17 protein-coding genes are annotated in these 25,746 nt (G+C 46.1%); 7 read left to right on the forward strand and 10 right to left on the reverse strand.

Annotation, left to right across the window (positions count from 1 at the left end; all coding sequences use genetic code 11):
- Positions 1-180 precede the first annotated feature (180 nt).
- A complete protein-coding gene (locus MHI55_RS07230) occupies positions 181-5,304 on the forward strand; it encodes an S-layer homology domain-containing protein (RefSeq protein ID WP_340389435.1) in 5,124 nt (1,707 codons plus the stop codon).
- A 135-nt stretch (positions 5,305-5,439) separates the two neighbouring features.
- Positions 5,440-5,652 carry an immunity 17 family protein gene (locus MHI55_RS07235; RefSeq protein WP_047842001.1) on the forward strand — a complete coding sequence of 71 codons (213 nt, stop codon included), beginning with the start codon at positions 5,440-5,442 and terminating at the stop codon, positions 5,650-5,652.
- Between the two features lie 253 nt (positions 5,653-5,905).
- Here the strand turns inward: MHI55_RS07235 and MHI55_RS07240 are convergent, their stop codons facing one another.
- Complete coding sequence (locus MHI55_RS07240; protein ID WP_340389437.1) at positions 5,906-8,494, reverse strand: glycine betaine ABC transporter substrate-binding protein; 2,589 nt, start codon at positions 8,492-8,494, stop codon at positions 5,906-5,908.
- On the reverse strand, positions 8,460-9,689 hold the full coding sequence (locus MHI55_RS07245) for a glycine betaine/L-proline ABC transporter ATP-binding protein (RefSeq protein ID WP_340389439.1): 1,230 nt from the start codon (positions 9,687-9,689) through the stop codon (positions 8,460-8,462). Before MHI55_RS07245 ends, MHI55_RS07240 begins: the two co-directional genes overlap by 35 nt.
- A 501-nt stretch (positions 9,690-10,190) precedes the next feature.
- On the opposite strand from MHI55_RS07245, the gene MHI55_RS07250 reads away from it, so the two are divergent.
- Positions 10,191-10,766 (forward strand): transcriptional regulator, encoded by a 576-nt coding sequence (locus MHI55_RS07250; protein WP_036611216.1) that lies wholly within the window; start codon positions 10,191-10,193, stop codon positions 10,764-10,766.
- A gap of 126 nt (positions 10,767-10,892) precedes the next feature.
- Here the strand turns inward: MHI55_RS07250 and MHI55_RS07255 are convergent, their stop codons facing one another.
- Together MHI55_RS07255 and MHI55_RS07260 are read right to left on the reverse strand one after the other, a co-directional pair.
- On the reverse strand, positions 10,893-12,524 hold the full coding sequence (locus MHI55_RS07255; protein ID WP_340389441.1) for a helix-turn-helix domain-containing protein: 1,632 nt from the start codon (positions 12,522-12,524) through the stop codon (positions 10,893-10,895).
- 187 nt (positions 12,525-12,711) lie between these two features.
- Complete coding sequence (locus MHI55_RS07260; protein ID WP_340389443.1) at positions 12,712-13,998, reverse strand: DUF5050 domain-containing protein; 1,287 nt, start codon at positions 13,996-13,998, stop codon at positions 12,712-12,714.
- Positions 13,999-14,241: 243 nt separating this feature from the next.
- Between MHI55_RS07260 and MHI55_RS07265 the strand changes: the two genes are divergently transcribed.
- Positions 14,242-15,255: a Gfo/Idh/MocA family oxidoreductase gene (locus tag MHI55_RS07265; protein WP_340389444.1), complete on the forward strand. Its 1,014-nt coding sequence runs from the start codon at positions 14,242-14,244 to the stop codon at positions 15,253-15,255.
- A 32-nt stretch (positions 15,256-15,287) separates the two neighbouring features.
- Positions 15,288-16,274: a Gfo/Idh/MocA family oxidoreductase gene (locus tag MHI55_RS07270; RefSeq protein WP_340390580.1), complete on the forward strand. Its 987-nt coding sequence runs from the start codon at positions 15,288-15,290 to the stop codon at positions 16,272-16,274.
- On the opposite strand, the gene MHI55_RS07275 is transcribed toward MHI55_RS07270, so the two are convergent.
- The 3 genes from MHI55_RS07275 to MHI55_RS07285 form a co-directional block, all read right to left on the reverse strand.
- The gene (locus MHI55_RS07275; RefSeq protein ID WP_340389446.1) at positions 16,271-17,095 is read right to left on the reverse strand and encodes a MurR/RpiR family transcriptional regulator; all 825 of its coding nucleotides are present in this window, start codon (positions 17,093-17,095) and stop codon (positions 16,271-16,273) included. The genes MHI55_RS07270 and MHI55_RS07275 overlap by 4 nt on opposite strands.
- 107 nt (positions 17,096-17,202) lie before the next feature.
- A complete protein-coding gene (locus tag MHI55_RS07280; RefSeq protein ID WP_340389448.1) occupies positions 17,203-18,036 on the reverse strand; it encodes an ABC transporter permease subunit in 834 nt (277 codons plus the stop codon).
- Entirely contained in the window at positions 18,029-18,934 is a 906-nt protein-coding gene (locus tag MHI55_RS07285) for an ABC transporter ATP-binding protein (RefSeq protein WP_340389450.1), read from the reverse strand. The genes MHI55_RS07280 and MHI55_RS07285 overlap by 8 nt, the downstream gene beginning before the upstream one ends.
- A gap of 446 nt (positions 18,935-19,380) precedes the next feature.
- Between MHI55_RS07285 and MHI55_RS07290 the strand changes: the two genes are divergently transcribed.
- Complete coding sequence (locus MHI55_RS07290; RefSeq protein ID WP_340389452.1) at positions 19,381-21,216, forward strand: HSP90 family protein; 1,836 nt, start codon at positions 19,381-19,383, stop codon at positions 21,214-21,216.
- Positions 21,216-22,265, forward strand: coding sequence for a hypothetical protein (locus tag MHI55_RS07295; RefSeq protein WP_340389454.1), 1,050 nt, complete (start codon positions 21,216-21,218; stop codon positions 22,263-22,265). The genes MHI55_RS07290 and MHI55_RS07295 overlap by 1 nt, the downstream gene beginning before the upstream one ends.
- A 149-nt stretch (positions 22,266-22,414) precedes the next feature.
- Here the strand turns inward: MHI55_RS07295 and MHI55_RS07300 are convergent, their stop codons facing one another.
- The 3 genes from MHI55_RS07300 to MHI55_RS07310 are packed head-to-tail and all read right to left on the reverse strand — an operon-like array spanning position 22,415 to position 25,654.
- Positions 22,415-24,622 carry a serine hydrolase gene (locus MHI55_RS07300; RefSeq protein WP_340389456.1) on the reverse strand — a complete coding sequence of 736 codons (2,208 nt, stop codon included), beginning with the start codon at positions 24,620-24,622 and terminating at the stop codon, positions 22,415-22,417.
- A gap of 50 nt (positions 24,623-24,672) precedes the next feature.
- The gene (locus MHI55_RS07305; RefSeq protein WP_047842012.1) at positions 24,673-25,443 is read right to left on the reverse strand and encodes a DUF3169 family protein; all 771 of its coding nucleotides are present in this window, start codon (positions 25,441-25,443) and stop codon (positions 24,673-24,675) included.
- A 1-nt stretch (position 25,444) separates the two neighbouring features.
- On the reverse strand, positions 25,445-25,654 hold the full coding sequence (locus MHI55_RS07310; RefSeq protein ID WP_340389458.1) for a helix-turn-helix transcriptional regulator: 210 nt from the start codon (positions 25,652-25,654) through the stop codon (positions 25,445-25,447).
- Positions 25,655-25,746 lie beyond the last annotated feature (92 nt).

The following is a 25,746-nucleotide window of genomic DNA, read 5'->3' on the forward strand; positions in this document are numbered from 1 at the left end:
GTGCTATTTATTCATTATTATAGAGGTTAGTTTAGAAAATGTGATATGAGTGTTCTATTTTCTTTCATAACGAAGAAATATTGTTTACACAAGTCTGTTATTCAGTTATCTTATATTTGAACTAATGTACAAGCTGGCTGAACAAATGATTGCCAAGTTGAAAACATGGGGGTAGGACGAATGAACAACAAGCAAGTGAAACGTTGGGCACAAGGGTTTCTGGTTTTCGTTCTTGTCGTTACAGGTGCGGCACCAATAGGTGGATTAAGTAGCACCGCATATGCTGATGAGGAAAGTGTAGTAACGGAAGAGCCGCACACAAGTGATCAGGAGACTTCCATACCGAATACTGTCCCAACTGAAGAATCGTCAGACCTGGAGGGGACAGAGTCACCAACTAACGAAGATGGTGATTTTGATGGAACTGAAAGTGAAGAACCAGACGGGACTGGAATCATATCCATTGCTGATGCGAGAGTCCTTGCACCAAATACAAATGTAGCCGTTTCAGGTGTCGTAACGTACAGTGAACTCTCCGGAGAATTCACGAATTATTATATTCAAGACGAAGAAGCTGGCATTGTAGTCCGAGCGAAGAATCAGGTTGATGTGGGGGATCGCATTGAAGTGTATGGTCCAATTACCCACTACAGCGGACTCGTCCAGATCGAGAAGGATAAGTCAGGTTTTACCGAAGGATACATGAAGGTCACTGAGCAAAATGTGACACTCCCCGGACCCAAAAATATGGTGTCCACAGACTTTGTCAGACCAGCAGACCAAAGTAACAAAGGTCCGGGCGAAAAGTATGAGGGAATGTTTGTCGAAGTAAGAGATATTCAGGTAACACGGGGCAGTAGTTCGACGTTTTACGCTACGGATAGTCATGGTGCTGAGATGACGATTTATGCCAAAAACTCTCCTACCGCGCTAACTGTTGGCAAAACCTACGAATATGTGCAGGGTGTTCTGACATTCAACAGTAATTACGGATTAGAGATTTTGCCTAGAACAGCCGCAGATGTTGTAGAAAATAGCCTGTCTGTGATGGCAAGTGTTCCATCTGGCGGGATTCCCCGGAACAATGAAGTCACATTAACCTCTCCAGCCAAGAGTGCAGTTGTACATTACACGACGGATAATACAGAGCCTACTTCTTCTTCCGCCGTGTATAGTAGTCCAATAGTGATTGATCAAGACATCGTAATCAAGGCTGTTGCCATTCTTAATGGACAATCCAGTGCAGTGTACACCTTTACGTATCAAATACTTCCTGATAAAGAAAACGTGCGTATCCATGATATTCAGGGCGCAGGACATACTTCTGTTTTTAACGGATACGATGTTAAGGATATTGAAGGTATTGTTACCTCTGTCAGTACAAGCAGTTTTTACATGCAAGAGCTTCCGGGCGAGATGGACGATGATAACCGGACATCCGAAGCCATTCAGGTTTATAAACCAAGTCATGGAGTTATCGTTGGCAATCAGGTGAAGGTATCTGGGAAAGTTACGGAATATGGGGCGGTTAACGAATTAACCACCACGCAAATTACGGCGAGTACGATTGTAAAAGTAATAAATAAGGTAGATCTACCTGCACCTGTGAAGTTGGGTGTCAATGGACGTGTAATTCCAACCGTCATTGACTCAGACTCTTTTGCAGAATTTAATCCCGAGATGGATGCTATAGACTTTTTTGAAAGTTTGGAAGGCATGCGTGTTGAACTGGAAAAGCCTGAAATTATAGGTCCTTACTCCAGTCAACCGGGTCTGGCCGTTGTTGTGGATAATGGTGAGAATAATCCACTTCGCACACCTAACGGTGGTGTTATTCTGACCGATAACAAGAAAGATATGAATGAGAGTGATCTCAATCCGCAGCGTCTATTTATCGGCAAGAAACCTTCCAAAGCAGTAAAAACAGGCGATAAGTTGGATGGGAATGTAGTCGGAGTAATGACCTACTCTAGTGGAAATTTCAAGGTGAGTCCTGAAGGGAATTTACCAGCAGTTATCCCTGGAGAAACGAAACAAGCGACTACTTCCATTGAACAAGCGGCAGATAAACTGACCATTGCTACGTTTAATGTGGAGAACTTCAGCAAAAAAGATTCAACACGAGCCAATAAAATCGGTAAAATCATCGTGGATAATCTGAACACGCCAGACATCATTGGCATCATGGAAGTTCAGGATAACGATGGCGATGCCGACACGGGCACAACAGCGTCCAATGAGAGTTTTCAGACGCTAATTGATGCAATCAAAACGAACAACGGACCAACATATCGATATAGTGAGATTTCTCCGGAAAATAACAAGGATGGCGGGGCACCTGGTGCCAATATTCGTGTAGGGTTCCTTTATCAGCCGAACCGTGTATCGTTGGCTAATGGTATCGGAAAAGGAAATGCTACGACAGCGATCACAGTCAAAGCTGACGGCAGTCTCTCCAATAATCCGGGTCGTATTGCACCAGGGGATGAGGCGTTCGCCAGCTCCCGCAAGCCGCTTGCCGCTGAATTCGAATTCAATGGTGAACGTGTGGTGGTGATTGCCAATCACTTCAATTCGAAAGGTGGAGACCTGAAACCTTTCGGAAATATACAGCCTGCCACTCGAAGCAGTGAAGTTCAACGGGCGAAACAAGCTGCATTGGTGAATGGTTTTGTGAAAGAGTTACTGAACAAAGACCATGAGGTAAATGTCGCTGTTCTTGGTGATTTTAATGATTTCCAATTCTCGAATACTTTGAACATTGTTGAAGGTAATGAACTGGACAATCTGGTAAACGAACTGCCAGAAAATCAGCGGTATTCCTACATCTATGATGGAAACTCCCAGACACTGGATCACATTTTGGTGAGTGAAAATCTGACTGAGACGGCAGCCATCGAAGTGGTACATGTGAATGCCGATTTTGAGACAGCAGATGGACGAGTGAGCGACCATGATCCACTGCTCGCACAATTGAGTATTGGAGATCCAGTGGAAGAGGGGGGCTTTAACCTTCGCGTGTTGCACACAAACGACACGCATGCGCATCTGGATAACATCCCTCGCCGAGTAACTGCAATTAAGGAAGCACGCAATGATAATACCCTAGTGCTGGATGCTGGGGACGTGTTCTCGGGTACATTGTACTTCAATCTGTTTAACGGTCTGGCTGATCTGGAATTCATGAACATGATCGGATATGATGCCATGACCTTTGGTAATCATGAGTTTGATAAAGGTCCAAGCGTACTGAAAGCATTTATTGAAAAAGCAGAGTTCCCGTTTGTAAGTGCTAATATTGATTATTCAAAGGATGCGAGCTTGAGTGGTTTGTACAACAATAACATCGGTGATCCGGGTGAGAAAGCTGAAATCTATCCGGCGATTATTACGGAAGTGAATGGTGAGCGAGTCGGTATTTTCGGACTGACAACACCTGACACGGTATCTCTTTCTTCACCAGGAGATGACTTGAAGTTTGCAGATTACAAGGCAAGTGCACAAGCAACTGTACAAATGCTGCAAAATGAAGGCATCAATAAAATCATTGCTTTGACTCACCTGGGCTACTCAGAGGATCTCAAATTGGCTGAAGCCGTAGAAGGAATCGACATTGTGGTTGGTGGTCATTCACACACCATTCTGAACGCACCAGTTTTGGTGGATACCCATGCGGACCCAACTTTGGTTGTGCAGACTGGGGAATATGATGTTTCTCTTGGTCAATTGGATGTTACGTTTGATGAAGCAGGCGTATTGAAAAAGTGGAACGGCAAATTGCTGAGTCTGGATGCCAAAGATGCAAACGGCCAATTCGTCTATGCTGATGATGTGGAAGCCGCAAACAAGCTGAAAGAATATGCGCCTCAGCTGGAACAATTCAAGAAAAAAGTTATTGGTAAAACGAATGTCTTCCTGGATGGAGAACGTGGCACTGTGCGGAAACAGGAAACCAATTTAGGAAACCTGATGACAGACGGTATGCTGGAGAAAGTGAAATCCATTGTGCAGGAAAATGACGTCAAAGGATACGTGGCGATCCAGAACGGCGGTGGCATTCGAGCTTCATTCCAGACAGGGGATATTACGCTGGGCAATCTCCTGTCTGTGATGCCATTCGGTAATAATCTGTCTGCTTTGAAAATGACAGGTAAAGAAATCACAGCCGCGCTGGAAAATGGCGTTAGTGGTGTGGAAACGGGAGAAGGGCGCTTCCCGCAAGTGGCAGGCATGCGGTTCTACTACGATTCCACGAAACCAGGCGAGAAAATTGATGCAACAACCAACACCGTAACCCAAGTTGGTCAACGTGTAGTCAAAGTTCAGATTAAGAATGCAGATGGTACGTACACGGATATCGATCCGAATGGGTATTATATCGTCGCTACCAATTCATTCATGGCTAACGGTGGAGACTTCTATCGTGCTATGAGAACGGCAAAAGATGATAATCGATTCTACGAATTAAATCTGGTCGATTATGAAATCTTCCATGAACATCTAGACCGTGTAGGTAATGTGAATCAAGTGACGGAAGGACGCAGCACGGATCTGAAAGGTACGCCACTTCCGGGGGACGGAAATGGAAGCAATCCTGGTAATGGTGGCGGCAATAATGGAAGTAATCCGGGCAGTGGTAACAGTAGTGGAGGGTCTACAACACCTACTCCGCCTGTAACTCCAACCACACCAACCAATCCTACAAACCCAACTACGCCAACTGTTCCGGGTAATGGAGGAAACCCTAATCCAACTACTCCGGTCGTAGACCTGAAGGACATCGGAAATCACTGGGCAGCTGCTGCCATTGAGCAGGCCATTTCCCGGGGAATTGTGAACGGATATCAGGATGGTAATTTCCGTCCAAATGCACCAGCGACACGCGCCGAATTCATTGTGATGTTGGGAAGAGCATTTGAACTTCCAGCCAGCAACAAGGCATTGACGTTTAAGGATGCTGCTGGGATACCTGCATGGGCGCTATCCTTTATTGCACAGGCAGTGGATCAAGGCATCATTAGTGGGTACACGGATGATACGTTTCGTTCATCGGGTAAAGTATCGCGGGTAGAGATGACGGTTATGCTCGTCAGAGCACTCGGCCTTCCAGTGGAGTCCGATCCGGCACTGAGTTTCGCGGATGCAGATAAAGTACCTGCATGGGCCGTTCCATATATCGCTGCTGCATATGATGCAGGACTGGTGAAGGGAACAGGCAAAAATATGTTTAACCCCCTCGCTGAAGCAACACGTGCTGAAGTGGTAACCTTGTTATTGTCAGCAAGCGAGTTGCAAAAGCAATAAAACGCATGATACAGACGGTTTAGAACAGCTTGTAGACTTCCATCTACAAGCTGTTTTTTTTACTAATTAATGCCTGTTAATTTTCACCAAGTGAAGGTATAGTAGACAGGATTATATTGAAGGAGTGTTGACGTAATGCAAGATCAACCCGTTTTAATCGCACTATTTGCCATAGCGGCAGGAATTTTTAGTTTGCTCGGTGGTATCAACAACTGGGACTGGTTTATGAAGAGTTTTAGAGCAGGGATTTTTGTAAAGACCATTGGACGGCAGGGCGCAAGAGTGGTATATGGTATTCTCGGTGTAGTCATGATTGTCATTGGTGTATTACTGTTACTGATCGGATAGTTATTGGGAAATAAACGAACTAACCAAGTATCATCTACATACGATGTTCATGAGCGAAGGCAAAATAAGAGGATATGTGAGAAGAGTCAAATGAAAAAAGCGTTTGAATGCTTAAAGCAGCAGTATGCAGTAACACCAGCATACAATATCTAATCAAATAGCATGCCTGAAAAAAACATAGCCATAACAAAAAGACCACCGAAATTTTTCGGTGGTCTTTTACCAAATTCAGGTTTATCCATCTCAATCTGGTTTAATTATCTTTTAAGTCTTCAACAGAGTTGATATCCATGTACGTTGGAACAACCAGACCTTGTTTGACTCCTGTCATGCTGACAGCGATATCTTCAATCTTGTCTCCATATGTCTCCCAGTAGTCCCCATGTGTAAGCGGGAGCCATACGGCTGGAGAAGCATCGATATCACCTGCCGCCAAGCCTGCCCACATGGGGCCAGCTTCGACTTGCAGTGCTTTGACTGTGTAACCCAGATCCGTCTCAAGCACATACTTCATCAGGTTGGTACTCGCAATTTCAGAGTCCCATGCAACATAACCGAGACGTAAATTGTCACCTTTAACCGGGGTTAACCCCTTGGTCCATTCTTCAATTTGGTCCGGATGTTTTTCCGCATAAGTCTTGGCAGCTTCTTCAGGCGAAACGCCCTTTTGAATGTCTACCATGATTTCACTCATTTGATCTGCAGTCCAATTAAAACGAGAGAAGAACTCATAGGCAACGGGATGATCTTCTTTGATTCCCTTACGTCCAACCGTGTGAACTTCCTCTGCATCGCCGAAAATTAAGTCGGGATCATCCAAATACTTCAGATCATACTGATTGAACATCCAGTGCGGAGTCCAACCCGTAACGATGATGGGTTCTTCATTTTTATAAGCTTTGTCCAATGATGCAGTCATTGCTGCTCCAGAACCTTCAATCAGATTCCAGTTAGACAATTCATAATGTTTAATGGCGTTTGCTGTGGCCTTCATCAGACCTGCACCTGGATCAATACCAACAATCTGGTGATTAACCTCTTCGCCCACATTAGCACTTGCCGATGGAGTGGAAGAAGCTGCACCTGTCTCCAGATCTGCAATCGAATTGACTTCAGTCATGTACTTAGGAACCACGAGGCCTGTACGTACACCTGTCATATTAGCCCCCAGATCGTCCACCTGGTCTTTGTAACGTTCCCAGTAGTCTGCGTGTGTCAATGGCAGCCAAGCTGCTGGAGAGGCATCTACGTCGCCTGAGGCAACACCCGTCCACATTGGTCCGGCTTCGACTTGCAGAGCGTTAACTTTATAACCCAATTTGTTTTCCATCACATATTTTAGCAAGTTCGTACTTGCGATTTCGGAATCCCAAGCCACATAGCTGAGTTTGAATGCATCACCGTTCACTGGAGTTAGACCTTTGGTCCACTCAGCAATCTGATCGGCATGTTTCTCAGCATAAGCTTTAGCTGCTTCTTCTGCAGATGTGCCATCTTGGATAGCAGTCATCATTTCACCCATTTCATCCGATGTCCATTGGAAACGGGACAGGAATTCAAACGCAACAGGGTGATCTTTTTTCAGACCTTTACGGGCGATGGTATGAATTTCTTCAGCATCACCGAAAGATTTTTCTGGATCTTCCAGATATTTCAGATCATATTTGTTGAACATCCAGTGTGGAGTCCAACCTGTAATGATGATTGGATCTTCATTTTTGATGGCTTTGTCCAGCGTAGCCGTCATGGCTGCACCAGAGCCTTCAATCAGAGTCCAGTCAGTCAATTTATAGTCTTCGATCGCTTTTGCAGCGGACTTCATGATACCAGCCCCTGGATCGATACCAATAATCTGATAGTTCACTTCTTGACCTACAGCATTGGCTGCTGAGTTGTTGCCACCAGCCGAAGTTGTGCCACCAACGAAGTATTGTGAGAAACCAGCTACAAGCACAAGGAATGTTGCCGCAGCAGTGATCCATGCTTTTTGCTTGGCTGTAATGCGTGAGGTTTTTTTGCGACCTGGCATAAATACATTTTGTGTAAAACGGTCCAGAACAATCGCGAGTACAACAACGGCCAGACCGGCTTCGAAACCTTTACCGATTTGAAGCTGTGTTACAGCACGATAGACTTCCGCACCAATACCTTGCGCACCGATCATGGATGCAATAACAACCATGGACAGTGATAGCATGATGGTCTGGTTAATACCGGACATCACGGTAGGCAAAGCGAGTGGAAGCTGTACTTTGAACAACTTTTGCATGGAAGTTGAGCCGAATGCATCAGCTGCTTCAACCAATTCGCCAGATACCTGTCTGATACCCAGGTGAGTCAGACGAATCGTTGGCGGAATCGCAAATATAACAGAAGCGATAACACCTGGAACGACACCTAGACTAAAGAATGTGACCGCAGGCAACAAGTAGACAAATGCAGGCATCGTCTGCATGAAGTCAAGCAGCGGTGTAATGATACGCGCCGCAGTTTTACTGTATGCAAGCCAGATTCCGACAGGTACACCAAGCAGGATCGAAACCAATCCTGAAGTGATAACCAGGCCGAGTGTGTCCATCGATTGGGACCAGTATCCCAAGTTATCTACGAGCAAGAACCCGATAACCGTAAATAGTGTCAGTGGGAGTCGTCCTACGAGGAACGCAAGAACACCCAATATGGCAATGAACAGGAGTGGATGGGGCAGCATGAACAGCCCGGAGAAGAATCCAACTACTGCCTGAATAACAATAGAGATTACATTAAACAATCCGGAGAGCGAGGAGCTCATCCAGTCAACGATGGATTCAATCCACGATGCTAGTGGTATTTTGGGAATCATTCTCAAGTTCCTCCTTTACTGCAACTTCACCGCTAAGTGCACCCAGCAGGGCACCGCGGACGATAACACCTTGCAGACGGCCATTCTCACCAACAACAGCGAGTGGCACATGGGCAGAACTTACAATCTCGAACAATTCATGGATCAGGGTCTCAGGCGACACCGTCGGCCCGTCCGTGATCAGAATGTCGTTCAATAATTTGTTTTCGCGCATAGCACGAGTTGCATCTTCAGCTGTAATAACACCCAGCAGTTTGATCGAACGGTCAATGACAAACAGGTTGGAAATACCACGTTCGCGCATTAATTCGAGGGCAACACGAGGACCACGATCAAGCGTAATTGTTTCAGGACGACGCATTACGTGAGATGCTGTAAGGACCTTGGACAGATCCACGTCTTCGACGAAGCGGGCCACGTATGAGTTGGCCGGTTGAATCATGATTTCTTCCGGTGTACCGATCTGCACAACTGCGCCGTCTTTCATGAGGGCAATACGATCGCCGATGCGCAGCGCTTCGTCCAAGTCATGGGTAATGAAAATAATGGTCTTTTTCATTTTATCCTGAAGCTCGATCAACTCATCTTGCATATCACGGCGAATCAATGGATCAAGTGCACTGAAGGCTTCATCCATCAGTAGTACTTCCGGGTCATTGGCAAGTGCACGCGCCAAGCCGACACGTTGCTGCATCCCGCCACTAAGTTCATCTGGCATTTTGTCTTCCCAGCCTTTAAGGCCAACCAGCTCAAGTGAGGTTTTTGCCTTCTCCCGGCGTACTTCCTTATCTACTTTTTGTATTTCCAATCCATACTCCACATTATCAAGAACGGTACGGTGCGGGAACAACGCAAACTTTTGGAAGACCATGCTAATTGTTTTCCGGCGCACTTCGCGCAATTGTTCTTTGTTCATCTTGCGTAGATCCTTACCATGGACCAGAATTTCTCCGGATGTTGGTTCAATCAGACGATTGAACATCCGAACCAGTGTGGATTTACCACTCCCGGACAGTCCCATAATAACGAAAATCTCGCCTTCCTTAATGTCCATGTTGACCCGGTTGACACCAACCGTTATCTGTTTTTCTTTGGCCAACTTTTCTTTACCCCAACCTTGCTCCAGTAATTGCAGACCTTGCTCGGTTTGGGGTCCAAACAATTTACTTACGTTTTTCACTTCAAGTATGGTCATGTTTTCACCCCTTCTGATGTGTTGTGCACTTCGAACGGCTTTCAGCATCCATAAGCCCATACACTTATGCGCCCAGCCACGAAATCCGGTAATTGTTGCTTCGCTTCCCGTCTTTCTGGGTAACGTTTTTAAGTCTAACAATACTTAACCAGTATATCAACCGAATAAACAGTACATAATGTTTGTACAGTAAAAACTGTACAAAGTTTTTCGTCCAAATACTCCGTCATTCTCCTTATTCTGGCTAATAAGGCAGCTTTACATTTGACATTGCTTTTCCTACAATAGAAAATGAGCTGAATTGAAGCTGAATTTTTTGGTTAAAAGATAGTCATAGGCAATTGTAGCCTGGTAAAGTTCCCATTTTCATACATTGGGTGAATGAAAGCCCTCTGGCATATATGATGTCCGGCCGAGTGCTTTCCCATGTAAGCAGGACTTTTAAAGTGTTGCAATTATTTCGCCAAAGACTGTGGAATGTTCAGAATGGAGGTTGCAAGCATGGGCTTGGACCATTTACAAGAGGAACAGCAGGCAACCGTGCTGAAGATTCGTAAGCGCGTCATTGAAGCCATTGGACGTAATATGGATCTTTACGGCGTTACGCTGTCGACGGGACACTTATATGGATTGCTATTTTTTGCAGACAAACCAATGACCCTTGACGATATGGGACGGGAAATGGAAATGAGCAAAACGAGTATGAGTACAGGTGTACGAACACTGCTGGATTTGAAAATGGTAAATAAAGTGTGGAGCAAGGGCTCCAGAAAAGACCTATATGAAGTGGAATACGACTGGCATCAGACGTTTACGGATTATTTTGCGATTAAATGGAGAAAAGCCGTGGAGAGTAACCTTCAGATTCTACGCAAATCAATTGAAGAACTGAATCGGTTAGTCGAAGGTCTGGATGAGCAGGCAGACGCTGAACTTATCCACATTCTGATGGAAGACAAACACAAAGTTTTGCAAGCGGAAGCATATTACAAATGGTTGGATCGGTTGATTGATACCATGGAAAATGAAGAGATATACAAGCTGGTTCCGAAGGAAGAGATTAAGGAACATTCATAATTACATGCAAAGGGCCCTTTCCGTTATAGGAGAGGGCCCTTTGGCCTGTGCAATATCTTACTGAATTATAATGAAGGAACACGATGAAAAGATAATCTTGCCCATCGTATCGACCTATGTTCACATCTAATGTCCGATCAGACCCGCCTGAGGAAAGACTACAGACTGCTGAGTAATCTGTTCCAGTTCGTTCAGAATCTGCAACCGGCCACCTGGGGTCCAGCATAACCGTTGCCAGTTCGAAATATCGTGAACGTTACCAGACAATACAGCAGGGGATCGATTCCACGATGCCGTTTGTTTCATGCGTCGGAACACCTTTTCACTGGCAGGTTGAAGCGAAGCACGATGAATTAACAGGTAATCCGTGTCCAGCACGGGAATACTATCCGCTACATACTCATTTCTGGAACTTTGGGGAGATACAAGCTGAGCAGGCTGAAGTCCCAATTCAGCATACAACAAGTGATTTAATGGATGCTCGCCAGTCCCTTGTAAGCGAATGGATTGATTCGTAACCTCCATCAGAGCCAACCGTTTTTGTCCGAAATAGGGTTGCAGGTTTAGGCTTGCTTCAAGCTTGCGAAACTCAAGTTCTTTGAAATTCAGCAACGCTTGTTTCTCACGTCCGACCAGTTCGGCTATGCGAATATGGTTCTCTTTCCAGTCATTAGTGGACTCCAAGATGATGGTGGGTGCAATACTTTTCAGGCGATCATAATAGGGCTTGTGGTAAAAGTCACCGATGATCAAGTCTGGCTTCGCCTGCCGAAGTTGATCGAATTGTCTGGTTAATCGGCGTTCTTGTTCATATTCATCCGATTCTCGGTCAAATACACCTTCACCTTCCAGCACAGCTACCGGGAGCAGTCCAAGCGAGGCCAAGTTCTCATGGAATCTCATAATGGATGCCGTAGCTACGCGAAGTTGATCTCTTTTCATATATACGCTGGGAGCAATCCCCAAGGTTTGTTTGAATTTGCGGCTAAAATAATACTCATTGCCATACCCGACAGATACCGCGACGTCTTTGAGGACACAGGATTCCTCTGTCAGCTGTTTTTTTGCTTCGTTTATACGTAAACGATTCAGGTAATCGGTCGGTGACATGCCTTTGGCCTTCTTGAAACTGCGTGAATAAGAGCTGGGGGTGAGTCCAGCAATCTTGGCAAGCTGATCCATGCTGATTCCTTCACTCATGTAACGTCGCATATACATAATACTGCGTTCCAAGGCAGGGTCCACTTTCTCATGATTGGCTTCCAGCCGGTTCTCTGAGAGAAATTGCAACAGTTCATGCAGCTGGCTATGTATGCTGATAAAGTGATCGGGTTGAAGGCCGCGATAGGTTTCATACAGTTGTTCCAAACGTAATACAGCCTGCTGCTCATGACGAACCAGCAACCTGCCTGTATGCCAATCCAGCGGGAAGGCAGGTGAAGAGGTCATTTTCCATTCACCGCGCACTTGTTGCAAACAAACCGTATCCATGCTTAGCAATATACATTCGGTCATATTCGAGCGTGCAGCGGCCTCGATGGTTGTTCCTGGCTTCAGTACAAACAAGCTGCCCGCTTGCGCCGTGTAGACTGTATCATTCAGGACCAGAACACCGTCTCCTTGCAAAATAAGACAGAGCATGGGCCGTGACACCGTCTTGCCTTGCACACGGAAATTCTCCCCACGACGCACACGGCACATGGAGGAGAGGAGCGGTAGAGATGAGGTTTCAGCAATGAAGGGAAACTGTTCAGTCATACGGACCATCCTTTTGTCTTATTTTTCTTAATGATAACAATTATCATTCTCATATGGAAGATGTTTTTGAAAAATAGTTTTCGACAACCAAAAAAGGACTACCAAGAGCCGTTATGGCTGCATGGTAATCCTTTTTGTTATGGACAAGTCCGTTGAATGGGCTATACGCCTGAATCAATATGAGATGTTAGTACGGTGTCACCAATAGAATATTGTCGAGGAAAACGTCGCTCATTACTTTTTTCCCTGTTCTACCCGTTTGCACGTGATACAAGCGATATTGATCTTTGGCATTGATGTAGAAGAGGCCCGCAACATCATCTCTGATATGGAATGCATCCCATTCGTCCCCGGTAAGTTTCGTTACTTTGAGAGCTGTATTAACCGAATAGAGCCCGTTGTTGCCCGAGATGTATGCAGCCGTAGATGTACCATTGGTCAATTGATTCGCCACATACGTTACATTTGTCAGGTTCAGGTTGGCAGACTTGGTCACTTTGTTGCCCGAGACCGTTTTGGCATAAGCCTTTTTGTCTGCATCAATAAGGACAACCTTGTCTGTACCTAAGGCACTTACTTCACGAACGCTTTTGTTATGAAGCTGAAGTGTTTTGGCTGAAGTTGTTAACGCAAACGCTTTGCCTTTGGCATAATTGTAATCCTTATTACTGTCGAGAACGATTCCTTTGTTATACACGTAAAGATTGTTTCCCCAACCACCGGAATATACAGCATTCACATCCAGTTTGGCTTTGGGATTAACAGCGGTCGCTTTGCCAGTGTTGTAATTAACCTTATACATGACAACAGCATTGGTGGAGTAAAACTCCTCGTAGGGGTCTGTATTTACCATCAGTTGCAGTTCGTTTTTGGCTTGATTCGTAAAATAACGTCCTTCCACTGCGCCTGCGGCAATCCGCTGCACAGCTCCAGCACCGTTGGACGTTTTGGACACGATCCACGTGTTTCCATTAACCAACGCATTATAGTAGGCACGCCCTTTGGTTACCAGGAGGAATGGGAAGTCGGTATCAGCCTTGTCAGCAATCTTGGTGACAGATGAAGCGTCACTATTGCCATTCGCACGATAAATGGTACCTGTAGCATCCAGATAATAGATGAATCCGTTATCCGTGTAATAGCTGAGTACATCTGTAGCAAATGTCTCCGCCGCATCGCTGGACCCGTCATTCGGAACCCGAAGCAAGGTTGTGGAAGAAGAAGTCTGCGTATAGTAGAGGTAAGAGCCTGCCGCGAGCAAGTCCACCCCTTGGAAATCAATTAATACTTCTGTTGTATTGCTGCCATCCGCGGATACTTTGTACAAAACTCCGTCGGACTCATAATACACTGTGGATTGGCTAAGTGAAGCTGCCTGGGCTGCGGTTCCACCTCCCAATGTCACTGCTGCAATGAGTGCAAATAACAGCAATGTACAAATGGTGCGTTGTACGTATGTATACCCTGTTTTCATTCGATTATCGTCTCCTTCGTTCTTCTATATGTATGTCGTTAATTCATTCTGTTATATCGGTAAACTATGGAAGATATGTTAGATCTCAAACATGAAAAAAAGAAGAGAATGAAATTGAATTTCATAGTCATTCAAACCTGAAATCGAATTGTGCATGATGCTGCCAATCCCGTCCCAAAGCATTCTCCGCCTGACTTGATCGTGATAACATTACACTCAACCAGAGCAGAGGAGTGAGCGATCATGGTAATGAATGTGGCGATCATCGGATTTGGGAATGCAGTGGTGAATTATCATTTGCCTTATCTGGACAAAAAAGAAAACATCAAGGTGAAGACGATATACCGTCGCGAGGAAGATCGGGTTGGCGACACAGAGCGTGAATCACTTTATCCCGAGATTACTTTTACGACGAATATCGAAGACATATTGCAGGATAATGAGATTGAATTGATTGTTGTTGCCACCCTTGTGGATAGCCATGTAGAGTACGCCAAGCTGGCATTGGAACACGGGAAACATGTGCTCGTGGAGAAACCTTTTGCCTCCACTTCTGCGGAAGCCAAAGATATCTTTGAACTAGCCAATCGTAAAAATCTCATCGCCATGGCAAATCAAAATCGCAGATTTGATGGTGATTTCCTGACATTGAAGAAAGTGATTGAGAGCGGCAAACTGGGGAATATTGTTGAAATCCAGTCCCACTATGATTATTTTCACCCACAGTACACCAGAAGTGGATTTGGATTGCTGCATGGCTTGGCCGTGCATACGATCGATCAGTTAATCTCCATCTATGGTGTAGCTGACCGAATTGATTATGATGTTCGGAGTTTGATCGCGCCGGGGGAATCCGATGATTATATCGATATTGATTTTCGTTATGGACGAATGAAGGCCACGATTAAGTGCAGTCTGCTTGTGAAGATCGAACATCCAAAATTCATTGTACACGGGGATCGAGGGAGCTTTGTTAAATATAGCAGTGGGCATCAAACGAAAAATGGAGATGGACGAACCAGGGTATCCATTGAAGCTGAACCGGAGAATAACTGGGGTACGATTAGTTATGTGGACGATGAGGGAACATCACATACGGAGAAAGTTCCTTCTGAAGCGACAGACTATGGCGTTTTATATGATCAACTGTTTCAAGCCATTCGACATAACGGTGATAAACCGGTCAAGGATGAAGAGGTTTTATATGTATTGGATATTTTACATGACGGAATCGAAGCAGCGAAGAGAGCCAACTGACAAACAACCAACGACAGGAGCGAAACGATATGATGAATATAGCAACGATTGGTACAGGGTCCATTGTAGATGCCATTTTATCTGCGATCAATGAGCTGGAAGATGTTACGTGTACAGCGATGTACTCCCGGAAGAGAGAGACAGCACAGGAGCTTGCGGGGAAGTATGAGGTCGATACAATCTATACGGACCTGGAATCCCTATTTTCAGATACAAATGTAGATCTGGTATATGTTGCTTCACCAAACAGCATGCACTACGAACAGGCCTATCAGGCACTTCAACATGGCAAACATGTCGTCTGCGAAAAACCGTTCACGTCCACGCTTCAGGAAGCAGAAACGCTGATTGCACTTGCAAAAGAAAAGAATCTGTTGCTGTTTGAAGCCATCTCCAACATTCATCTGCCCAATATTAAAGTCATACAGGAGCAACTACCAAAGCTTGGTCCGATCAAACTCATCCAGTGTAACTACAGTCAATACTCGCGCAAATACAATGATCTGCTTGCAGGGGAAACGCCGAACGTATTCAATCCACATTTCTCTGGTGGCGCGCTGATGGATATCAATATTTATAATCTGCATCTGGTCATGAATCTGTTTGGCAGTCCGAATACCGTATCGTATACCGCGAACCAGCATGCTAACGGCATTGATACGTCAGGTGTAGTGGTTCTTAAGTATCCGGAGTTTATTGCGGAATGTGTAGGTGCCAAAGACACAAACGGCATGAACTTTGTGCTTATTCAGGGCGAGAAAGGTTATCTTCAGGTTGTAGGAGGAGCTAACGGTTGCCGGGAGATCAAGCTTCAGATCGGGAATGAGCCTGCTGAAGAGTATAATGCGCAGACCAAATCCAATTGGCTGTACTATGAGTGGGAAGCGTTCAGGGACATCCATGCAAGTGGTGATCACAAACGGTGTCACGAACTGCTCGAACACAGCCGGTCTGTGATGAGTGTACTTATGAGTGCACGTCAGGATGCCGGGATTGTATTTACAGCAGACCAGCGTTAATACGTATCGCTAATGCTCCCCATGTACAACATGTCGAAAATGTAGAGTACCGAGACCATCGAAGACATTTTGGACAGTCTTAACTGTTCATTGTATCCGTAAGCCAGCAGCGTTTCATCACAATGTCTGGACAGGGTTGAATGGTTGTTGCCCGTGACCGCGATGACTTTCATCTGTTTGTTGCTCAGCACTTTGGCGGCTTCAATCATGGATTGGTTCTCACCTGTGTGTGAGATAACAAAAGACAGCGTCAGGCTATTGGGATTCATCGTGTTCAAATAATGCATGTTGGGACTATTGTGAGCAATCGCAGATGTGCCGAGTTCATTCCACTTGGCACAAGCCTGTTGAGCCAGATAATAATTCATATCACTGCCATAGACATCAATGCGTCCGGATTCTTTGACCCAGCTAGCGATTCGTAGCAAAACAGGAGCGTTTAACATCCGGCGGGTATCATCCAGCGCTTGCTGATACAGGTAAGGAACCGAGTCGATGGCAGCCAGCACGTTGCCTTGTTCTGCAATTACATGATCCTGCGTCTGCAACGCGGAAGGTATCTGTTGATATTCAAGAGCAAGTTTTAACTGAAAGTCTGGGTACCCCTTGGTACCCAGCTTTTTGCATAAGCGAACAATGGTGGATGAGCTTGTATAGGTCTGCTGAGCCAGTTCATGGGCTGTAGAATCAAATACAACTTCGGGATTGCTTAGGATATAGTCCACAATATGCTTCTCCTGTGCCGTTAATTGTGAAGCATATTTTAATTTTTGAAGTAGTTTGGATTCCATACAGTTGTTCCATTCCTCTCTATAAATCATCCCATAGCATATATCTCCACATCATAACCTGCACTTATTTATTTCTCAATCTGTATAGCGGAGCGACAGTGTAGTTTGTTGATTTTCGTCGCTACACTCCACATCATTCAGATCTGACTTTCCGCCAGTTGCTGACGACTATTCCACGACGTGACCAGACGGAGAAGAACCAAACTTATGAGCAGGAGCACTGCTCCAATTATGAGTAACATCCAAGGACCAATCAGCAGCATGCCACTGGCTTGTCCAGCGACTAAGGCGATGAGGGGAAGGACAATTAATCCGCCGAGCTGATAGGCTTCCTGGAACCCACGGACCTTGGCCGAGATCAGGACGTTTAATAAAATGACCATAAGACTGCAAGCGGGAACAACCCACACGACAAGTATGATCCAGTTCAGATTGGGAAACATCAACGTTCCAAACATGGGGTACATCAGAATATTGGCAATGATTCCGTAGATCAGGAAAGTAACCCAGGATAATAGAATGGAAGGGATCAGGGCAGCTAGCACTTTACCTTTAAAAAGAGTGTCCATACTGATCGGTGTGAACAACAATCCTTCCAGCGTCTTACGTTCCTTCTCACCAGCGAAACTATTGGCCGTCAGAATACTGGAGGCCATCACCGGAATGATGAGAAACAAGGGAGCGAACATATACATGGCCAAGTAATAGACAATACGATGATTATCTGTAGGCATGGAAGCAAGCTGTGGAATCTGTCCACCATGGGTTAACGCATCCAATGATTCGAGCAGAAAGCTGATGTTGCCCACAGAACGAAGTTCCATTCTGGAGGCCGCCCACAGGAGGGCGGAGGGCATAATGATTCCAATAATCAGTGGAACGATCAACATGGGCAACCAGAGCTGAATGCTGGCTGTGACGGACCGGATATCTTTACGTACCAGTGCACGTATGGCTTGGCGGTTATTCATGGTGGTGTGCCTCCCTTATGGCAAAATAGATACTTTCCAGATCACTGCCCGTGATGCGGGCCTGATAGACTTGACCATGCTCCGTTAATTGCCTTAGCAGTAATGGAATATCTTCACGCGATGTAAGCTGAAATACTGCTTGATGTGCGGAGGTTATTTCAGGCGTAAAGTCGGTTGCCGTGTGCCATCCTTCGGGCATGTCGGCTTCTACTTCGAGCTTCGGAGTGGACAGGTACCGGCTAACAATCTCCTGTTCCGTGCCTTCCTCAACGATGCGCCCCTTTTCCATGAAAATATAATGATCACAGACGGCTGACAGCTGGGACAGCACGTGGGATGAGACCAGGATTGTCATCTTTTCTTCCTTATTTAACTGACGGATAATGCGCAGCACCATCTGAATTCCATCCGGATCAAGGCCATTGGTGGGCTCATCCAGAAACAGGATGGAAGGACGGTGCAAGAGTACTCGTGCAAGGCCCAAGCGTTTCTTCATGCCTGTGCTATAGGTGCCGACTTTTCGATGCTGATAATCCTGCAACTCGAACAGAGTTACAAGCTCGTCGATGCGTTTCTTGGCATGCTTCAGGCCAAAAACATCTGCGAAGAAAGTCAGATTGTCACGCCCGCTCATATTTTCATATAATCCACTTTGCTCGGTAAGGGTGCCACACATGGCCAGTACTTTCTCCGCCTCACAAGCGGCGTCCAATCCGTTAATGGTTACCTGTCCACCGGAAGCGCCCAAGACCCCATTCATGATGCGGATCAGTGTGGTTTTGCCCGAACCGTTGGGCCCAATCAACCCGGTGACACTGCCTGGTTTAACTGTGAAACTGACATCATGCAGCGCTTGATGCACCTTGAATTGCTTGGATATATTACGTACTTCAATCATGTATATTCACCGTCCGATCTGAGTTTGGAGATTATACGTGTGGTAGGCTGATATCGTTCAAATGGACGACAAAAAAGATATTTTCCTCCTTCAATAGTCCCGAATGTAGGATGCACATTTACCCTGAAGTCTGCCTGAAATCGGGTCTCAGGTTTGTTTTCTCTCTGCCTTGTAACATGTATCCTTATTTTAGGGTAGAACATCCGTTTCATCGCTATTCATAACGTGGTAATGAAAGATAAGGCCTTACGTCTCATGAATGCCTGAAATATGCATATAACGCCGGTCTTGGTTATTCAGGGCCGGCTTGACGTGATGTTTTGTCGTGCCTGTCACGGGGAACGTCTGTTTCTAACGATTACATAATGAATTCGTCTAACACATCCATATGAATACATCGTATGGGTACATATTGTGTATTGGACGTAGAGGAAGGTGAGTGAGTCATGACAGCATCCAATGAATATCGTTTTCAAGTGAACCTGAGCGGGATGATCCAGATTTTATCCAACCATCTATATAGCAGTCCTAAAGTGTTCTTGCGAGAACTGATGCAGAATGCGACGGATGCGATTACCGCACGAACGGAGGCGGAGCCAGGGTATCAGGGTGAAGTGCGAGTTGAACTGACAGGAACAGGTGAGCAATTGACCATGATGGTGGAGGACAACGGCATCGGCTTGACTGAAGCTGACATCCATGAATTCCTGGCCATGATTGGACAATCCTCGAAGAGGGGGCAGCAAGCGCTGCTGGATGGAGAGACTTCGTTTATCGGGCGTTTCGGGATTGGGTTGTTATCCTGTTTCATGGTGAGTCACGAAATTGTCATGCTGACGCAATCCGCGAAGGGCGGCCCTTCGATGGAGTGGCGGGGCAAGCCGGATGGCACCTATACGATTCGACAGTTGGATACACAGCTGTCCCCGGGCACGAAAGTATATCTGCGCTGCACACCAGACGCGGCTCACTACTTTGAAGCAGATTATGTGAAAGAGGCCCTGTTCTATTATGGAGCGTTATTGCCGTATCCGGTCACGCTGTATCATGACGGCGCGCAACATGTGGTGAATAGCGAGACACCGATCTGGCTGATGGACCCTGCACTCGCACGTTCACGCAGAGCGGAGGTATTGGCATTTGGTGAACGTCTGCTTGGTGAGCAGTTCCAAGACTTCATTCCGTTGACAACGGCTTCAGGCCGTACCGGGGGTATTGCTTTTGTACTGCCACACGCGGTTAATCTGAACGCCAAGCGTTCTCACCGGGTTTACTTGAAGCGAATGCTGATTTCGGAGAAGGCCGAGAACATTTTGCCAGAGTGGGCTTTCTTTGTGAAATGCCTGATCTGGACAGATGAGCTTCAACCGACGGCATCACGGGAACATTTCTATGAAAATGAGAAGCTGGAGGAAGTTCGCTCCGAACTCGGAGACGCACTTCGCAAGGGACTGGCCGACATGGCTGAGAGCCAGACGGAACGGCTTCAGAAGCTGATTCGTCTGCATGCTCTGTCCATGAAGGCATTGGCTGTGCAGGATCAAGCATTCTACGCGATGATTCATCGCTGGTTGCCATTTGAGAGTACGAGGGGTCACCGTGAATTGGGTGAGTTAATTGATGAAGGAGAGACATTGTATTTCACGTCCTCTGTTGATGAGTACCGTCAGATTCATCATGTAGCTTCCGCACAATCGATGCTGGTAATTAACGGTGGTTATATCTATGACAGCGATTTGATGGCGACACTGCCGATGACCGTGCACAACGTACACACGGAGCGGCTACAGCCGGATCAGGTCTCGATGAGTTTCACCGATGTGCCACCCGCTGAGCGTAATCAGTATTATGATGCGTTGCGACTGGCCGATTCTGCCTTACAGCGCTTCCGTTGTCGGGCTGAGGTGAAAGGTTTTAAGCCATCGGATCTGCCAGTGTTGTTCACGCTGTCTCAGGAATCCTCAACACTTCGTGCGCTTGAAAAAGCAAGCGAGGAGAGCACGGAATTGTTCTCGTCTGTTCTGGGTTCATTGTCTTCTGGCATGAGTTCAGCAGGGTACTCAACCTTGTATTTGAACGTGAGTAATCCGATCATTCAGCGGGTACTGACATCACCGGATGACCAGATGACACCGATTGCCATCGAAATGTTATACGTCAATGCACTGATGATGGGGCATTATGCCATGAGCAAGCAGGAGCTTGAAGTGTTAAATCAGGGCATTGTTCGTTTTATTGATTGGGGTTTGCGTGCCAATACAGATCGTAAGGGGGAAGCCTGATGAAGACAGAGATGGATTTTGAAGAACTGATGGACGAGGCCTATGGTTTGCCCAATGGTCCGGCGAAGCTTGGTATGCTGGAGGAAGCGGCAAGAGTTGCCGATGTGAACGGCATGGAGGAAGAGGCATATGAAGCAAGATCGGAGATTGTGGAGACAGCAACATTCTGTGGTTATCCGATGAAAGCACTGATTGCTTTTTCCTGGCAGCTGGGCAAGTTCGACCAACAGCCCGAAGAATATGATGAAGAAACGTTAATGTGGTCGTACAAATGGATATTGGGCAAGATGCCCGACTTCCCGGAAATATCACGCGAGAAGATCCTAGAGCTGTTGGAGGATTTCGGACGGCGCTTCAAGTCCTACGGTTACAGCGAACGCTCCTACTGGTATTATCGGTTCCGGATCTTTATGGATTTTGGGGAGCTGGAGGAAGCGGGACGTAGTTATGATCGATTCAGAACGATGGATCGTGACTTTATGAGTGACTGCGAAGCCTGTGAGCAGGATGAGATTATGCGATATTTCTTGTTAAAAGGAGACGATGAGAAGGTGTTGGAGGCGGCACAGCCTATCCTGAAAGGGCGTATGAGCTGTGCAGAGATTCCGCATCTGACTTTGTCTGAAATTTTGATGCCGCTATATCGGTTGGGACGGACTGCGGAAGCAGATAAACATCAGACCAAGGGATATCGCCTGATTAAAGGCCAGAACGATTTTGTGCAGAGTTTTGCGGAGCAGATGGATTATCTCACACGTACGAATCCGGCAAAAGGCATTGATGTGCTGGAGGAAACACTGGTGTTCGCTGCTGATCATGAAGATCCTTACGCTAAAATGTTGTTTTATGCCAGAGCGGCATCGTTGCTTCGCCGCTGGGTGGAAGAATCTCCAGAATACCGATTGCGTTTGCCAGCATCCTTCCCGTATGAAGGTAACCCGGGCGACCTGCTCAAGCTGGCCGATTACTTTGCGGAGCATGCTCAGACCGCTGCAGCCAAGTTTGATCAGCGCAACGGGAACCTCCATGTATCTTCGTTGATCGAATAGAGACGGATATAACTGAGTAACAGATCGCTATAATAAGTTAGGAAAAGTAACGAAACAGGCTTGTTCGAGAAGGATCGTACCCTTCTGAACAAGCCTGTTTTTTTGCATCATGAGCATGATAAATCTAATCGGTATGAAGATGTTTTATTTTATTGTGCTGAAGTAGCAGAAGGGACAGGCGCTGGTACTGGAACCGGTGCAGTTTCAGATGTCTCCTCTGCAGCTTCGGCTTCTTCAGCAGGTTCTGCTTGCGGCTGCCTAGCAGCCATCAGTTCAGCGACGATTTGATCTGTTGGTTGTGTAAGCAGCGCATACATGATCGCAGCCTCTTCCTGACGAATCAGAGGTTTGCGGGAAAGGAAATCAACAGAACCATCCTCCATTACCTTCACCTCGGGTCCATGGATACCAAGCTTCGCCATCATCTGAATGGCTGGTACAGCCCATGCATCTGTGTGCCCCGCAAGTTTCACATCATTGAACAGTTCGCTAGGATATTGTAGTTGCATAATTCTCCACATCATGACCATGGCTTCCTGTCGGATAATCACTTGATCCGGCTTAAATTGCTGTTCGTCCGTGCCAGTAATCATACCCAACTCATATCCGAGTTGAATATATCCGGCTGCTGCATGATCTGCCCAGTCGGTGCCAGCAGGAGGCGTAGTTTTGCTGGGCTTCAATCCACTCAGTTTAAGGGTGTTCTCAATAAATTCAGCTCGTGTCACACCTGTTTTTGGTTGGAAAGACTTGTTGCCATCATTCTCATAATATCCAAGAGATTGTATGGCATAGATGGCTTCGGCATAAGGACTGTTCTCACGAACATCCCGGAAGCCCATAGGCTTTTGACCTTTTTTCTCATAACCCATAGGGTTGAGGTAAGGTTCTTTCATGTATGTGGTTCCATCTGCATATTCTTTGAATGCTGTGAATTGACCAGTCAATTCATCTTTGAAGAGATTATCTTCCACCTGAATCAGGTTGCGTTGACCCAGGAATACATCGTTAATGCTCAGTTGTCCTGGCTTATCCCCGCCACCTTTCAAGGAACTTACAATCGTGCTAAGTCGAAGATCTGCGTACAATCCGGTGAAGCGTTGCAGCTCAGCTGCGGATTGCGGCGTGTATTCCTTGAACTGTACAGGCTCTGCATATTCCGGGAAGAAGCTCTGGATGAATGCAGGGTAGAACAGGTTACGAAGTGCTCCATTTTGATTATACGTCAGGAAAACGCCTGTATTTTGCTCGGGAATAAGGAAGAGATAAGAGCTGAATCCGGTCAGGTCGCCTCCTTTTGTAATAACTTTTGGACTACTTCCTGCTCCGGGAAGCTGAAATGCAGCTTCGAATCCATACGTCGTGTTTGGTAACAGTGGATGAATGGAAGAACGGTACTGTTCCATACTTTTTACCGTGGATTCCTTGAAAATTCGCTTGTTGTCCTTCACGCCATCATTCAGGAACGCAATCATGAACTTCCCGATGTCCTCAGCGGTAGACAACATGCCACCTTGAGGCATTGGTGTTGGAGAGATGGTGTAAAGATCAAGCGGATTGTGTGCCGCATCATAGCCCGTGGCCAGCTGCTTTTGGAACTTTTTGTCCAGCATGAAACTGCTATTATCCATTCCTAGCGGTTTGAAGATATGTTGTTGCATGTAGGATTCAAAGGGCTCGCCGCTTACATTCTCAACAATCATGCCAAGCAGCAAAAACGAGAAATTATCGTACATATAGGCGCTACCAGGCTCGCGAACGACAGGAGGCATGTGTTGCTTAGCGTAATCCTCCATCGCTATGTACTTGTCGAAATCAGTATGGATGTCTTCCTGCTGCGGATCACGAATCTCGAATCCGGTCGTGTGTGTGAGCAGGTTCTCCACAGTTACAGGTTTGTCAAAAGGATTATCGAATTCGAGCCCTTTCACATAGGTCTGAAAATCAGCTTGCAGATCAACCTTGCCTTGCTCCACTAGCTGCATTACAGCAGCTGACGTGAACGTTTTGGATACAGAGGCTACACGGAAGGCCGTATTTTTCGGATCGATCGCTGTTTTACTCTCCACATCGGAGAAGCCATATCCTTTTTCCGCCAGAACTTTGCCATCCTTCACAACAACAACGGAGGCTCCCACATAATGGGGTTTTGCCTCAGGTGAATCGAAGAATGAATCCAGAAAAGCTGTAGCCGATTCAGTTGTCAGCGCTTTCGTCTTTCCTTGTTCAGCAGCTACTGGAGTCGCGGTCTCCGCCTGAACTGCGGGTACCCACAGACTGAGAGACAGAACCGCAGCCATAAAAGCTCCTGTTAGGGAGGTGAACCTGAAACGGGTCTTTCGTTTGGATAAATGCATGCAAACACTCCTTTATGAAAATATTTACAAAATAGTTACCTACTCATGTATTACTGATTACTCGCACGATAGGTTTCACGATAATAGATTCCAATGTTGGCAATCCAGATCACAGAGAGCATCACAATTGGGAATGGAGCAAAGGTAAAGAGCATCGAATATAGAACCATAGAGACCATTCCAACCCCAAGAAGTACATTCATCATCTGAAAAGAACGATAGGCTGCGCGATAGACAATCCATTTCTCGCCTTCATCCAGCTTCTCAAAATGATCTTTCTTCATATTGCGCGAGTTCAGATCCAGAGTGCGCTCAGGATAATAACGGTTGTATCGCTTCACAGTCAGAGTTTGCACGACCACAACGATGATAATAGAGATACATGAAGCAACAAAATTCAAGAGGTTGAACAGTTCTGGAGAATTCGGCATGGTTCGGTTGGATGCATACAAGGATAAAGCAAGTGCTGCCCAGGTAAACGTAAGAATAACGCTGAATCCGCTGAGTATCATCGCTTTTCCGAGGGAGCGCTCTGCGGGAGAGATGAGTGAATCGGAATCTCCATAAGCATCATTTTCCATGGGAGGGACAGATGGCGTGCGGGAGAGACTGAAGATGTTCCACACCGTCATAACTACCACAAGAGCCGCCAGGATTGCGAATAAAAGATCATAGTCATAATACACGGACAGCGTCCAGTTCAAGTCAGAAGGGAGTTTACTGACTCCGCTAGCGCCGAGAAAACCAACTACAGCGCCACCGGCTGCATACAAGGGAAGACGCAACCGCTTTTTAATGGACGAGGATGATGAATTTTTCATTTTAATCTCCACCTTTCAGTTCAAAGATTTTTTCGACAGGTTCATGAAATACATGTGCTATTTTTAGTGCCAGAACGACCGACGGAGAGTAATCTCCACGCTCAATCAGGGCAATGGTTTGACGGGATGCACCAATGAGTTTGGCCAGTTCTGCTTGGGATATCCGGTCTCTGGCTCGTAACTCCCGAACGTGATTGTGTAATTCTTCCACTTGCTCACCTCCATGAACCCAATGTACATGATATTTGACTAAATGTAAACTATAATATACAAAATGTTAAAGATCATTTACTTATAAACGTT

Source organism: Paenibacillus sp. FSL E2-0151 (assembly GCF_037993015.1).
In the GTDB taxonomy this organism is placed as follows: Bacteria; Bacillota; Bacilli; order Paenibacillales; family Paenibacillaceae; genus Paenibacillus; species Paenibacillus amylolyticus.

Excerpts from the sequence above, each read along its gene's own strand:
- MHI55_RS07245 (WP_340389439.1), bottom strand. The coding sequence starts at position 9,689 with ATGACCATACTTGAAGTGAAAAACGTAAGTAAATTGTTTGGACCCCAA.
- MHI55_RS07280 (WP_340389448.1), bottom strand. The coding sequence starts at position 18,036 with ATGAATAACCGCCAAGCCATACGTGCACTGGTACGTAAAGATATCCGG.
- MHI55_RS07290 (WP_340389452.1), top strand. The coding sequence starts at position 19,381 with ATGACAGCATCCAATGAATATCGTTTTCAAGTGAACCTGAGCGGGATG.
- MHI55_RS07230 (WP_340389435.1), top strand. The coding sequence starts at position 181 with ATGAACAACAAGCAAGTGAAACGTTGGGCACAAGGGTTTCTGGTTTTC.
- MHI55_RS07260 (WP_340389443.1), bottom strand. The coding sequence starts at position 13,998 with ATGAAAACAGGGTATACATACGTACAACGCACCATTTGTACATTGCTG.
- MHI55_RS07275 (WP_340389446.1), bottom strand. The coding sequence starts at position 17,095 with ATGATTTATAGAGAGGAATGGAACAACTGTATGGAATCCAAACTACTT.
- MHI55_RS07255 (WP_340389441.1), bottom strand. The coding sequence starts at position 12,524 with ATGACTGAACAGTTTCCCTTCATTGCTGAAACCTCATCTCTACCGCTC.
- MHI55_RS07305 (WP_047842012.1), bottom strand. The coding sequence starts at position 25,443 with ATGAAAAATTCATCATCCTCGTCCATTAAAAAGCGGTTGCGTCTTCCC.
- MHI55_RS07250 (WP_036611216.1), top strand. The coding sequence starts at position 10,191 with ATGGGCTTGGACCATTTACAAGAGGAACAGCAGGCAACCGTGCTGAAG.
- MHI55_RS07235 (WP_047842001.1), top strand. The coding sequence starts at position 5,440 with ATGCAAGATCAACCCGTTTTAATCGCACTATTTGCCATAGCGGCAGGA.
- MHI55_RS07295 (WP_340389454.1), top strand. The coding sequence starts at position 21,216 with ATGAAGACAGAGATGGATTTTGAAGAACTGATGGACGAGGCCTATGGT.
- MHI55_RS07265 (WP_340389444.1), top strand. The coding sequence starts at position 14,242 with ATGGTAATGAATGTGGCGATCATCGGATTTGGGAATGCAGTGGTGAAT.
- MHI55_RS07300 (WP_340389456.1), bottom strand. The coding sequence starts at position 24,622 with ATGCATTTATCCAAACGAAAGACCCGTTTCAGGTTCACCTCCCTAACA.
- MHI55_RS07285 (WP_340389450.1), bottom strand. The coding sequence starts at position 18,934 with ATGATTGAAGTACGTAATATATCCAAGCAATTCAAGGTGCATCAAGCG.
- MHI55_RS07240 (WP_340389437.1), bottom strand. The coding sequence starts at position 8,494 with ATGATTCCCAAAATACCACTAGCATCGTGGATTGAATCCATCGTTGAC.
- MHI55_RS07270 (WP_340390580.1), top strand. The coding sequence starts at position 15,288 with ATGAATATAGCAACGATTGGTACAGGGTCCATTGTAGATGCCATTTTA.